Annotated in this window: 12 protein-coding genes; 7 read left to right on the top strand and 5 right to left on the bottom strand. The window is 47.4% G+C overall.

Translation table 11 applies throughout. The features are described 5' to 3' along the window. Positions 1-62 precede the first annotated feature (62 nt). Positions 63-1,328, top strand: a complete 1,266-nt coding sequence (lysA, locus tag HBAL_RS01180) for a diaminopimelate decarboxylase (RefSeq protein ID WP_012778097.1) — start codon at positions 63-65, stop codon at positions 1,326-1,328. Positions 1,329-1,392: 64 nt separating this feature from the next. Next, a complete protein-coding gene (locus tag HBAL_RS01175) occupies positions 1,393-3,987 on the top strand; it encodes a DUF4175 family protein (RefSeq protein WP_233356718.1) in 2,595 nt (864 codons plus the stop codon). A gap of 27 nt (positions 3,988-4,014) precedes the next feature. On the opposite strand, the gene HBAL_RS01170 is transcribed toward HBAL_RS01175, so the two are convergent. Further along, a complete protein-coding gene (locus tag HBAL_RS01170) occupies positions 4,015-4,551 on the bottom strand; it encodes a phosphoribosyltransferase (protein ID WP_012778095.1) in 537 nt (178 codons plus the stop codon). Then, the gene (locus tag HBAL_RS01165) at positions 4,538-5,440 is read right to left on the bottom strand and encodes an MJ0042-type zinc finger domain-containing protein (RefSeq protein WP_012778094.1); all 903 of its coding nucleotides are present in this window, start codon (positions 5,438-5,440) and stop codon (positions 4,538-4,540) included. The genes HBAL_RS01170 and HBAL_RS01165 overlap by 14 nt, the downstream gene beginning before the upstream one ends. Before the next feature lie 84 nt (positions 5,441-5,524). Between HBAL_RS01165 and HBAL_RS01160 the strand changes: the two genes are divergently transcribed. From HBAL_RS01160 to HBAL_RS01140, 5 genes are all read left to right on the top strand, one after another. Next, positions 5,525-6,241, top strand: a complete 717-nt coding sequence (locus HBAL_RS01160; protein ID WP_012778093.1) for a cell division ATP-binding protein FtsE — start codon at positions 5,525-5,527, stop codon at positions 6,239-6,241. Then, positions 6,238-7,101 (top strand): cell division protein FtsX, encoded by an 864-nt coding sequence (locus HBAL_RS01155; RefSeq protein WP_012778092.1) that lies wholly within the window; start codon positions 6,238-6,240, stop codon positions 7,099-7,101. Before HBAL_RS01160 ends, HBAL_RS01155 begins: the two co-directional genes overlap by 4 nt. A gap of 93 nt (positions 7,102-7,194) precedes the next feature. Next, a complete protein-coding gene (locus HBAL_RS01150) occupies positions 7,195-7,716 on the top strand; it encodes a YdcF family protein (RefSeq protein ID WP_233356717.1) in 522 nt (173 codons plus the stop codon). 73 nt (positions 7,717-7,789) lie between these two features. Continuing rightward, on the top strand, positions 7,790-8,551 hold the full coding sequence (locus tag HBAL_RS01145) for a lysophospholipid acyltransferase family protein (RefSeq protein ID WP_012778090.1): 762 nt from the start codon (positions 7,790-7,792) through the stop codon (positions 8,549-8,551). Further along, entirely contained in the window at positions 8,551-9,561 is a 1,011-nt protein-coding gene (locus HBAL_RS01140) for a DUF2125 domain-containing protein (protein WP_012778089.1), read from the top strand. Before HBAL_RS01145 ends, HBAL_RS01140 begins: the two co-directional genes overlap by 1 nt. 23 nt (positions 9,562-9,584) lie before the next feature. Here the strand turns inward: HBAL_RS01140 and HBAL_RS01135 are convergent, their stop codons facing one another. The 3 genes from HBAL_RS01135 to HBAL_RS01125 are packed head-to-tail and all read right to left on the bottom strand — an operon-like array spanning position 9,585 to position 12,511. Further along, entirely contained in the window at positions 9,585-10,541 is a 957-nt protein-coding gene (locus HBAL_RS01135) for a prephenate/arogenate dehydrogenase family protein (RefSeq protein WP_012778088.1), read from the bottom strand. Further along, complete coding sequence (hisC, locus tag HBAL_RS01130) at positions 10,538-11,704, bottom strand: histidinol-phosphate transaminase (protein WP_012778087.1); 1,167 nt, start codon at positions 11,702-11,704, stop codon at positions 10,538-10,540. The genes HBAL_RS01135 and hisC overlap by 4 nt, the downstream gene beginning before the upstream one ends. 21 nt (positions 11,705-11,725) lie before the next feature. After that, positions 11,726-12,511, bottom strand: a complete 786-nt coding sequence (locus HBAL_RS01125) for a hypothetical protein (RefSeq protein WP_012778086.1) — start codon at positions 12,509-12,511, stop codon at positions 11,726-11,728. Positions 12,512-12,642: the final 131 nt, after the last annotated feature.

Below are 12,642 nucleotides of genomic sequence, written 5' to 3'. Positions count from 1 at the left end.
AATCCATGTGAATAAAAACAGCCCATCTATTCACATGGATTTTCAAAATGAAACCGAATTAAATGCACCATTTCAACTATGTGAATGGCCGTCTTCAATGTGAAGGCGTTCCATTGGATGACATCGCCAACCAAGTTGGGACCCCGACTTACGTTTATTCAACGGCAACATTAGAGCGACACTACAATGTGCTTGCAGAGGCTTTTGAAGGGTCAAAATACCTTATCGCCTATTCTGTGAAAGCTTGTGGAAATATTGGTGTCATCGCCACATTGGCCAAGCTTGGCGCTGGGGCGGATGTCGTCTCTGGTGGAGAGTTGGCCAAAGCGCTACACGCAGGCATTCCAGCAGAAAAAATCGTTTTCTCAGGTGTCGGAAAAACACACGCAGAGCTAACAGCTGCGTTAAATGCAGGCATTCACCAATTCAATGTTGAAAGCTTCCCTGAAATGGAGCGCCTCAATGAAATTGCGATCGGACTGGGCAAAGTCGCGCCGATCGCTTTTCGCGTAAACCCACACGTAGACGCTGGCGGCCATGCCAACATCTCCACGGGCGGTGCAGAACACAAATTTGGTATTGCTTGGCACGAAGCCGCAGATATGTACGCTAAAGCTGCAGCTATGGAAGGCATTAACCCAATCGGTGTGGATGTTCATATTGGTAGCCAAATTATGGACATTGAACCCATGCGTATTGCTTTTGAAAAAGTGGTCGCATTAGTGCGCGAATTGCGTGCCCAAGGTATAGAAATTAAACGTATGGATCTGGGTGGCGGATTAGGCATACCCTACGCCCCTGAAGATAACCCAGACTCACCAGCCAAATACGCACAAATGATTCGTGAAGTAAAACAAGGCGTTGATGTCGAACTCATCCTTGAACCCGGCCGCATGATTGCCGGAAATGCAGGCGTTATGCTGGCGAATGTTGAGTATGTAAAAGAACGCGATGGTCGCACTTTTGTAATCCTCGATGCAGGCATGAACGACCTTGCCCGCCCCGCACTTTATGATTCAATCCACGAGGTGCAGCCCCTTATCGAACCGGCAAGCGATGCGCCTATTGCTCCCGTAGATTTGGTTGGACCAGTGTGCGAAACAACCGATCGTTTCCAAAAAGCACGCCCAATGCATCCGTTAAAGCAAGATGATAAAATCGCCTTTATGTCAGCTGGGGCTTATGGTGCCGTTCTTTCATCACAATATAATGCCAGACCTCTCGCAGCAGAAGTATTGGTCAATGGCGATTCATTTAGCGTAATCCGCCCAAGGCCAAGTTATGATGACATCATCGCTTTGGAAAAACAGCCTGACTGGTTAGAGTAATTCCAACGCGACACAAACTAAGGCCTGATCAATAATAATGAATGGCGCAGAACGTATAAGCCAAATGATAAAATCCACACATAAGCGGCTAAACTGGCTTGCTTATGTGTCGGCATTTGGTGGTTTGGCATTCATTCTTGGCCTTTGGTTGATATTGTCATTCACGGGCGCGCTAGAAGCTGTTAGCCCCAAACTCCGCGCTGCAGCGACACTAACCACTATTCTAATCTGCATTGGTCTTGCCATTCGCGGGATCAAAAACTTTTCCAAACCAACACAGCAAGATGCTTTTGCTGAAGTTGATGCCTTATCTGAGACCCGCCCCGCATCAACTTTGATTGATAATCCCGTACGCCCTCATGCTCAAGCTGCAGCTATGTGGGCAGAACATAGAGAAAAAGTTCTAGCGGAAGCGAGAAACCTTCCTCAGCCATCTCTATGGAAAAAGGCGCAAGCCATTGATCCACTTTTCCTTCGTTTCATCACGCCGATTGCCCTCATTGCATCCATCGTCTTCGCTGGGAATTTAACTATTCCTCGCCTACAAAATACATTCAAGGCAGATTTTGGAACATTGGTTGGCGCTGATAACCTGATCGCGCAAGCTTGGGTCACGCCCCCTGCTTATACGGGCCACGCCCCTTTTGATGTATCGGCAAACCAAACTTTTAGTGCACCGGCAGGCTCAGAATTTACGATACGCGTTGAAACGCATGGTAAGCCAAAACTCAAACTGCATTATGGCAAAAAAACCAAATCTCTCCCGCTAAAACGCGGCGCAGATGGCACATATGAAACCAAACTCAAACTAGACCTTCAAAAAGAAGTCACCGCTGAAATACACTGGTGGGGAAAACGCGCAGCCTACGATATCAGTACAAATGCAGATCAATTCCCAACAATTACATTTGATGGCTACCCGAAAATTGATGACAATGACCGCACTGCCTTTGGTTGGAGCGCCCAAGATGATTATGGGATAACGGATGTGTCTCTTATCATTCGTCCAGCTAAGCCCAAAGCCGGCGAGGAAAACTTCACCGATACGATAAAACTGGATCTTCCGGGCATCGAGCCTCAAAAAGCCAAGAATAAAGCTGCCCTCAATCTGACGCGCCATAAATGGGCCGGCATACCTATCATTGCTTTTCTAAGAGTGAGTGATGCGGCGGGACAAAAAAGCGATTCACGCGAAGTTGCATTCACCCTCCCTCAAAAATTATTCCTGCAACCGATGGCAAGGGCAGCTATGGAAGTGCGGTCTGTCGTTTTGCGGGAATGGCAAGATTATGATGTAGCACCCACAGCCAACGCTGAAATCATGGACAATGGGCAAATATCGCCAATACCACCATCAAAATTAGAAAAAGCGCCCAAAGAGATTAAACGCGCCGCTATCATGCTGGATTCGCTAACCTATAAACCAGACACATATTTCAATGATCGTGTCATTTATCTTGGATTGCGTCAGGCCAAACACATCATCGCATCCGCAGAATCCAAACCGGAAGCTGATACTTCCGAAGGCATTTTATGGTCTGTCGCCATGCGTGCAGAATATGGCACCCTTGCTGATGCCGCCCGCGCACTGGAAGCTGCCAGAAAAGCCCTCGAAACGGCTTTGCGGGACGGTGCCTCTGAAGAAGACATCAAACGCCTAATGAAAGCGTATAAGCAAGCCGTCCAGAATTATGTCGATATGCGTCTTGCTGAAGCTTTAAGGCGCGGCATTGATCCAGCAGACCTTGATGGTGAAGCTCCCAACTCAATGAAACTTGGCGGCTCAGACTTAGAAAAAATGCTGAAAACACTAGAAGAGCTCACAGAAACAGGCGCGACCGAGCAAGCAAGACAATTATTGTCTGATATGAGCGATCTTCTGGAGGCAATGAAAAATCTACAACTCTCCAATTCCATGTCTGGTGACCCTTTGGGCAGTCAACAAAACCCAACATCCAAAGAATTAGAAAAACTCGCAGAAGAATTACGTGATCAGCGTGATTTAAATGATGACACATTGCAAAAACAACGCGAACAACAAAACGCCACACCCGGTGAATCAGGGCAACCTTCAGCGCCCAATGGCAGTGGACCATCCCTTGAACAGCGCCAAAAAGAATTAGCAGAGAGACATCTCAACAGCCCCTCACCTTCAAATGAAAACGGTACGGGTTCAGAAAATGGCTCTCAATCATTTGGCTCAAATGGTGAAATCGAAGGTATGACAGGTGACTATCCTATGGATGAGGACGGCTACCGCCTTACACCTAAAGGAGATGCTGTAACCGCAGCTAAAGAAGCGCAACGCAAAGCGGCACAAGCTTTATCTGAAGGCGATTTAGAAACAGCAATGCGTCACCAAAAGGATGCAGAAAAAGCACTCACTCGCGCAGCCACTGAGATGGCTGCTGAAGCGGATAAGGCACGCGGCGAACAAGGCAATGGCACAGATTTAAATGAGGCACAGGATGCTTCTGACCCTCTAGGTCGACCAACAGGTAACGGCCTTATCGGCGATGGCGACGAAATCAAAGTGCCAGAAACAATGGACAGGCAACGCGCCTACGAAATCCTCGAAGAGCTACGCGAACGCTCATCAAAACAAGGTCTTAGTGATGATGAAATGGATTATCTGCTAAGATTGCTAAAACGCTTTTAATATGGAACCCACCGTTCTATAATAATTTCACTCTGGCACCGCGCCTAGATATGACAATCCACGCCAATGTCCAGCATCATCCATACCATAACCGACAAGATAACGTGGCGGCGCATCATATGCCCAAGCATCCAACCCCGTTGGCGCAGCTTCGGGTTTTCTTGCAAATACACATGTGCGCACTTCTCTTGCGCCTTTAGCCATTAGGTGTGTACGTGCAAATTCGAGCGTACGTCCTGAATCAAACACATCATCGAGTATAAGTGCGCCGCGACCGGCAATGGACCTTTGAATATCAGCCCGCACAACCACACGCCCAGAACTTTCCCGCGCATCACGGTAGCTTTCTAACCAAAGCGCATCAAACCCAACATCAATACCGCGATCTGCTAGCGCTCTTAATAGATCAGATGCAAAAGGTGCAGCGCCTAAAAGAATAACAATCGCTGTCCAGGATTTACCTTCAAGCATAGGCACAAGCGTTTCTGCTGTTTGCTTTATGCGAGCGTCGATTTCTTCTTTTGTCAAAAGGACATCAAAATTAGGTATCTCAGTGGTGCTCATCAGTGGTTCCATGGTCAGCTGAGTTGCTGGCAGGCGTATCATGACTATCACCGTCATGGCTAGTTGCCTCATGGTCATTTACATCGTGCTCACCAGCAGCATCACCATGCTCTTCATTCGTCGAGTGCGGCTCGCTATCTACAGGCGCTGAATAATGATCTTCAAACCCGTCAACGGCCTTTTGCGGACTTTCAAAATTTGCCTGAAGATCAAAACTATCCATGGGCGGAGATACGATATGCGCCATAAAGCTTGATGTTTGTCCGGGCGCAACAACATTATCGAGCAAATTCACGCGCTCAACTTGCACAATTTCACCATGCTCATTGCGCAAGCTAATTCTTACAATCGGTGATGCCCGATGCCGATCAGAAATGTTGGAGGCAGACCCTGTAATCGTCAGAATCGGTGTTGTACCATCAAATGAGCGGTGCGCCGATAATTCACCAAACTCCAAACCAAAACGATTCACTTCCATGCCCATCATGGCATAGACAGATGCTGACTTGGGCCAGAACTCGACAACTTCCTGACGGTAATTCACTGCACCACTTGCCACACCAACAAATGTTATCCCAGAAACAACCCATGCTGCACTCGCTGCAAGAACACGATTGCGGCTACGACGCTTTGCTTGCTTTTCCCTAAGCTCGGCGTGCGGTCCAGACCGATTAGTGGCATTCTCAACTGCTTTTTGGCGTAGCCTCTCCACCTGAGAACGGGTTAAACCAGTATCTTCCTCTGATTGTGAAGCCGCTTCTAGAGTTTCTGGAGGTTTCGCATACCATGAATGATCACAAGCTGCGCAGCGCACATTGCGTCCAGAAGAGCCTAAAGCTGCCTCGGAAGTAAAATATCGTGTCTGACAAGACGGACAAATCAAAATCATAATGCTATCGAAAACACACTTTCAGTTAACAATGTCCAACCAATACCTGATATAGTCACATAAAATTGGAAACTTTTGGTAACCATGAAAAATATGTCTTTGGAAGAGCCTGCAGTGCAATTTGATCAAGTCAGCCTATCATATGGGCTAGATCAGGACGTTTTGACTCAGGTATCGATGGAATTACACGCAAGATCCTTCACCCTATTAACGGGACCATCTGGTGCAGGAAAAACAACGCTTTTGAAGTTGGCCTATCTTGCCCTGCTGCCGACGTCGGGAAACATTTCCCTGTTTGGGGTAAATACCGGACGACTAAACCGCACAGGATTAGCCAAACTGCGCAGACGTGTCGGCGTTGTATTTCAGGAGTTTCGCCTCCTCGATCATCTCACCGCCTATGAAAATGCAGCCTTGCCGCTTCGTGTCGTCGGCGAACCTGAAAAACACTATAGAGATGATGTCATCGAATTACTGCGTTGGGTCGGACTGGGTGACAGGCTAGATGCCCGCCCCGAAACATTATCTGGCGGCGAAAAACAACGTGTCGCTATCGCGCGTGCAATCGTTGGCAAGCCAGACCTCTTAATTGCGGACGAGCCAACAGGGAATGTCGACCCAGAAATGGGTGATCGTCTGCTGCGATTGTTTCAGGAATTAAATAAGCGTTTGGGAACAACTGTTTTGATTGCCACACATGATCAGGATATGGTTAAAAATGCAGGCGCAGAAGTTTTGCGCCTCGCCGATGGAAGTGTCATGCATCAAGTAAGCAATAGGCCGAGTTTTACAATTTCATGAGTACATCCTCCCTCCTGCCTAAAGAAGATGCCCGCGACGCAGCTTTGTTTTTTGTTGTCTGCGCTTTGTGTTTTCTAGGAGCCTTAGCGGCCCTTTCAGCACGCGCGGCCTATTCTGCTGCAAATGACTGGACAAATGATGTCACCGGTCAAATCACGATCCGCGTCGAAGGCACACCGCTTCATTTGAAAAAAGCACTGGAAATCACTCGCCGTCAGAAAGGGATATCATCCGCTCGTGCTCTGAATAAAAGCGATGCTGAAGAATTGCTCAGCCCATGGCTGGGTAAAAACGGTGTCCCTGATGGATTGCCTCTGCCCAAACTCATCGCTGCCGAAGCATTTGCAGGCGTCTCTGGTCTTGGTCCCAAACTAGAAGCCAGCTTTGCAGCCGAAAAAATCACGGCCACTGTAGATGATCATGTTGTCTGGTCTGAAGATGTACGCAAAGCAACAGATTCAGCGCGATTGGTTGCCCTTATCGCCGTGGCGCTTTTGGCGGCCACAGCAATCGCCGTGATTGCATTCGCAACGCATTCAGCCCTGCTAGCGCGCAAGGAAATCGTCAATGTCCTGCATTTATGCGGTGCAAAAGATAGCTATATTGCCGGCATGTTTGAACGACGATTTTTGGGACTTGGATTACAAGCGGGCACTGTCGGCGCTGTTTTAGCACTTTGTTCCGCTGCTATACTTTTATATATGGCCAAACAATCGGACGGTCAGGTCTGGCTTCTGCCACAATTATCCTTATCGATGGTAGATGGGCTGATTCTTGGGCTAACACCTATCATTGCGGGACTATCCGCCATGATGGCTGCGCGAATCACTGTTATTCGCTCGCTCGCAGAATTAGTGTAATATAGGAACCCGACGAGACGCATGAAAAGTCTGACAAAGAAAATCAGGAATGCCTTTTTGGTATTTTGCCTATTTTTGATAGGTTATGACTTTGTGAGTTTTTCATACCGGGCCGCGCAATTGGCGACACCCCAATTTGACACGTCAAACCCACATGCGGTCATCGCTTTAACAGGCGGTAGCAATCGCATCGCTTTTGCTGCGGAAATTGCCAAAGACCAAAACCTTCCCCTTTTTATTTCTGGCGTTAATCGAGAAGCCAAGCCAGATGAAGTTGCCATTGCAGCCGGCGTTGATACAGCTTTCTTTGAATGCTGCACCACACTCGGATATAAGGCCCGCACAACCTATGAAAACGGTTTGGAAGTCGCCCAATGGTCCACGAAATCTGGATACACCAGACTCATAATCGTCACCTCAAATTACCATATGGAACGTGCGCTTCTAGAATTGGAACGTGCAATGCCAAACGTCACACTGACTGGATTGGCAGTTGCTTCCCCTGCGATTAAGGCGGATGCTTGGTGGACTGATATGCGTTCAGCAAAACGCATGGGTATTGAGTGGGTTAAATGGCGTATAATCAAAACACGCCGTCTTTTCCAATCCGGCTAACGCTTGCCAAGCCTGTAAAGCGTGAATAAGTGAAATACGAGACTAATAATCCAAAGAAAGACTTTCCACCATAATGTTCATCTGGTTGCGTTCATTTGCCTTCTATATCTGGCACTATCTTTCTATGGGTGTTCTGGGCGTCGTTTTCATTCCTGCTTTATTTTTACCGCAAAAAGCATCCATCGCTGCTGCACGTTCTTGGGCTAAGGCGACACGCTTTGGTTTACGTTTCTTTTGCGGCGTTCAAACAGAAATACGTGGCATTGAAAACATGCCCGATGGGGCCTGCCTCATCGCGTCTAAACATCAAAGCACTTATGATATATTGATGCCGTTTATTTATGCCAAAAATCCGGCATTTGTATTGAAGCGAGAGCTGTTCTTCTACCCAATTTTGGGCTGGTATGGTTGGCGCGCCGATATGATCCCAATCGACCGGGGTGGCTATGTAAAAACCCTCAAAAAAATGTTGGGGCGTGCCAAAGAAGAATCGCAACGCGGCAGACAAATTCTGATTTTCCCTGAAGGCACACGTCAAATTCCCGGTGCCACACCCGATTACAAATCAGGTGTGTACGCAATGTACAAAGAATTAAACGAGCCCTGCATTCCGGTTGCTTTGAACACAGGCACAATATGGCCACGCGGCAGCTTCATGCGCCGTCCCGGAAAGCTTGTTTTTGATATCCTCCCCGCCATAGAAGCAGGTCTTCCACGCAAGGAATTCATGCAAAGATTGCAAGACAATATAGAACCAGCATCCAATGCTTTACTTCAAGAACAACACTCCATACCCTCTAAATTAGATGAGGCTAAAAAAGAGGCGCAAGCATAATGGAAGAGACAAAAACAAAAGGAAAATCAAAGTCCTTCATCATTTTGTTTTCCGCGATTGCTTTGGTCCTAATCGCTTATACAATCTATTGGTTTGTTGCTTCCAACGCTATTCACAAAGGTGTGCTCAACTGGATGCAAGAGCAACGCGCTGCCGGATACAGCATTGAGCATAGCGGCACCAAAGTGACTGGTTTTCCATATCGGTTCACACTTGAGATTGACAGTCCCATCCTATCAACACCCGACAAAGACTGGACATGGCAAGGCGAAAAACTTCTCATTGTCATGCAAACCTATAACTACAATCATTTCATAGGGTTTGCACCTGGACGCCACATTCTGACCGATGCAGAAAACGTAATCTACACCACTGACAGTTCTGGGTTTCAGGCATCTTTTAGCCGAAAGGGCGAAAAGTTAAATCAAATATCTATCATCGCAAATTCATTGGTAACCAACACGTCTGCCAACGATAAATACACAATTACCGGTCCCAATTTGCATATTTCTCCCATGCCAGAAAGTCCCGACGATTTACGCATCTATGCAGGCTTTGACACGCTCACACTGTCAGACCCAGTCTCGGATGCAGAATATCTGGGCACTGAAATTGGCCCATTGAAAGCACGCATAGCAATAACTCAAGGTGTTAAAGCTTTAAAGCAAGGCGGCGATATTGTTCAGCTCGTAGATGAACTAGATCCAAGCCTTATGTCTCCACTGACAGAATTTAAATGGGGTGCTTTAGAGCTCAAAGCAAAAACAGACAGCATCAAAATCGACAATGCCCATAGACCAACAGGATTGGTCAATTTGCGCGTTGAGAATATCGCCGACTTAAAAGCTGCAATGCAAGCAGAAAACGCGTTAGATAAAAATCAAATACAAGCTCTAACGATCGCAGAAAACATGATGAAAAAAGAAGACGCATTCCTTCCTATTTCACTTCACCAAGGCAAGGTAAAAATCATGTTTCAGGATATCGCCGAAATAGACCCGCTTTATTAGACAGAAGTATAAAACTCATCCGTCTATTCTGCTGGCGTATCATCTTCATCGCTACGGCGACCAAAATTGGGAGCAGCTGTATCTTGTCCAGCATCAATCACGGATTTTCGAATAGACCGCGCCCGCGTAAACAGATCAAATAATTGATCACCATCTGACCAACGAATGGCCCGCTGCAATGCTGCGAGGTCTTCAGTAAATCGCCCCAGTGTCTCTAAAACAGCTTCTTTATTATTCAAAAACACATCACGCCACATTGTCGGATCAGAGGCTGCAATACGGGTAAAGTCTCGAAAACCACCCGCAGAGAATTTCACAACTTCGCCCTCAGTGACCTGTTCCATGTCTTCAGCTGTTGCACAAATATTATATGCAATTAGGTGAGGAAGGTGACTTGTGATAGCCAGCACCAAATCGTGACGCTTTGCACTCATAATCTCGACTGTGGACCCAAAAGCTTCCCAGAAACGCGACAGTTTTTGCACAGAAACTTGGTAGGAATCGCTCTGATCCTCCAAAGGTGTGAGGATACACCAACGCCCTGAAAACAATTTTGCAAACCCAGCATCGGGCCCTGAATGCTCCGTTCCAGCAATCGGATGCCCCGCAATCACATGCACATGCGCCGGACTCACAGCGACCATGTCATTGAGTGCACTTTCCTTCACAGAGCCTACATCTGTTAAAATAGCCCCTTCTTTCAAGAAAGGCGCAGCTGCTTGCGCGGCGGCTCCCAAAACACCAACCGGCGTACACAGAACAACAAGATCAGCTCCCGTACAAGCTGCTTCAATTGTATCAGACACGTCGCCCAACCCAATTTGCGCAGCACAGGCGCGAACAGCTTCATTCGTATCATAAATGCGGATAGTTTTAGCCACGCCGCTTGCTTCACTCGCGCGGGCTATAGACGAGCCTATAAGGCCAGCCCCAATTATTGTGATGGTGTCAAATATTGGATTTGATATTTTTGTAATCATGATGCCGCCAGAAATTCTTCTAGGCCCGAAAGCACAGCATCCACACTGTCGGCGCTGCCAACAGAAATACGCAAGCAATGGGGAAGTTTATAGCTTACCATCGCACGCACAGACACGCCTTTAGTATCCAAGAATTTCGCAGCTTCAACGGCGGACTGCCCTAATTTTTCAGGGAATTTTGCTAGAATAAAATTAGCAACACTAGGCACTGGATCAAGCCCAAGTTTCTCAAGCCCCGCAAATAAACGTTCACGTTGTTCATTATTGTGAGCCAAAGATGTCTCTAAAAATGCTTGATCCTGAATCGCCGCAATTCCAGCTAGCTGCGCCGTCTCTGAAACATTAAAAGGCCCGCGCACACGGTGCAGCGCATCGATAATGTGCGCTGGTGCATACGCCCAACCAAGCCGCAGCGCAGCCAAGCCATATATCTTTGAAAATGTACGAGTCATCACAACATTTTCAAACTCTGAGACAAGTTCTATCCCAGCCGCATAATCATTCGCCCGCACATATTCTGCATACGCACCATCAAGCACTAAAATGACATGGCTAGGTAGCCCCGCATGTAATCTGCGCACTTCTTCAAAGGAGATATATGTCCCTGTTGGATTATTCGGGTTTGCGATAAAAACGATTTTTGTTTTCTCAGTGACGCAATCCAAAATCGCATCAACATCCGTGTGTAATTGTTTTTCTGGTGCACTTTTCGTAATCGCCCCAGCTTGTTGAGCCACAAGTTCATACACAAGAAAGCCGTGCGTTGACTGTATAATCTCATCACCTTTTTCCAGATAAGCTTTACCCAGCATCTGAAAAATTTCATCTGATCCTGCACCGCAAATAATTCTATTTGCATCAAGCCCATAGCGCTCCGCTATCGCTTCGCGAAGCCGTGTCGCATTACCATCAGGGTAAACTTCAAGATGCGATGTCGCTTCTTCCACCGCACGTCTAGCAGCAGGCGACGCACCTAATGGGTTTTCATTAGAAGCAAGCTTAAATACACGTCCAGTGCTTGGAGAAGGCGCATGACCCGGCACATATGGCGATATGTCCAAGATTTGCGGCAATGGCTCTGGGCGCTGCTTCTTCGTCATCATTCTTGCTTTCACAATTGGGATTTTCACATCTTGTGAATTGAAAATCTCATCGGACTTCATCAGGGTTTAAGGCTTTAAGCCTCAAGGACGTGGTAACACGCCTATTATCTGTAGTCCGTCTAACCCAGCTTGGCGTGCTTCAGCAAGTCGAGAATCGTCCTCTGTGATATATCCGGATAATTTAATAAGCGCCAAAGACCGCACGCGGGCAACAACTTCTCCCGGCATATCGAGATTTCTCAAGATACGATGCGCATCATGAATATCATCATGTGCAATTGCATACATATCGTCAGCACCAGAGGGTGACAATTCTTTGCGCGCCACAATTGCGGTTTCTAAAGGTTGTGCATTTTCACCTGGCAGGTTTGGCCAACCTGATAATATCTTTAACCCTGAGAAGCGGCTTTCATTCATCATGGGCCACCATTGACCGCCGCCAGCAAGCTCAGGCCACGGTAGACACGCGACCACACCTGTTTCTTCAGCAACAGCTTCTAGAGCTTCTCTGGGATCAACAGCGCTAGTCAGGTTTGCGGCATATCCAAAGAAACCACGTGCAGCTGCAACAAGCCGTGTTGCGTCCCCTCCCGCATACCGCACGGCTTTCACACCCTGATACACCACACATTCACCGATAAAGGCACGACAGAACCGCGCAACAGCATCAATGGACACGTCATCAGGAGCTTCTTCAATGAGGCGGCGCACGAGCGCAGCATCAGCCGCCAGATCAGCCGATATTTCAGTATCATCGACCCTTTTAGCCTCTTTCAGCGCGCTAATGGCCCGCAAGCGACGAATAAACGCTTCATTTAGCGCTTTATCTGCAGACTCAATTTCCGCTCGAATAAATTCTTCATTCATCAGCCTGCTCCCACGGGTCGATTGCCGAGATCTATATAAACTAGAACACGCTCGTAAGTTTTACCAATACCCAATACACTATACCAACAGTATGAAGGCGATATTTCGGATTATTGCTAAATTCCCCGCGC

Source organism: Hirschia baltica ATCC 49814 (genome assembly GCF_000023785.1).
Classification (GTDB): domain Bacteria; phylum Pseudomonadota; class Alphaproteobacteria; order Caulobacterales; family Hyphomonadaceae; genus Hirschia; species Hirschia baltica.
Note: the sequence above shows the minus strand (reverse complement) of the source record. Positions and strands in the feature narration are given on the sequence as shown.

Bases quoted from the DNA above. Each gene is read 5' to 3' on its own strand.
- HBAL_RS01160 (WP_012778093.1), top strand. From the start codon at position 5,525: ATGAAAAATATGTCTTTGGAAGAGCCTGCAGTGCAATTTGATCAAGTC.
- HBAL_RS01140 (WP_012778089.1), top strand. From the start codon at position 8,551: ATGGAAGAGACAAAAACAAAAGGAAAATCAAAGTCCTTCATCATTTTG.
- HBAL_RS01145 (WP_012778090.1), top strand. From the start codon at position 7,790: ATGTTCATCTGGTTGCGTTCATTTGCCTTCTATATCTGGCACTATCTT.
- HBAL_RS01165 (WP_012778094.1), bottom strand. From the start codon at position 5,440: ATGATTTTGATTTGTCCGTCTTGTCAGACACGATATTTTACTTCCGAG.
- HBAL_RS01125 (WP_012778086.1), bottom strand. From the start codon at position 12,511: ATGAATGAAGAATTTATTCGAGCGGAAATTGAGTCTGCAGATAAAGCG.
- HBAL_RS01135 (WP_012778088.1), bottom strand. From the start codon at position 10,541: ATGATTACAAAAATATCAAATCCAATATTTGACACCATCACAATAATT.
- HBAL_RS01175 (WP_233356718.1), top strand. From the start codon at position 1,393: ATGATAAAATCCACACATAAGCGGCTAAACTGGCTTGCTTATGTGTCG.
- HBAL_RS01170 (WP_012778095.1), bottom strand. From the start codon at position 4,551: ATGAGCACCACTGAGATACCTAATTTTGATGTCCTTTTGACAAAAGAA.
- lysA (WP_012778097.1), top strand. From the start codon at position 63: ATGCACCATTTCAACTATGTGAATGGCCGTCTTCAATGTGAAGGCGTT.
- HBAL_RS01155 (WP_012778092.1), top strand. From the start codon at position 6,238: ATGAGTACATCCTCCCTCCTGCCTAAAGAAGATGCCCGCGACGCAGCT.
- hisC (WP_012778087.1), bottom strand. From the start codon at position 11,704: ATGAAGTCCGATGAGATTTTCAATTCACAAGATGTGAAAATCCCAATT.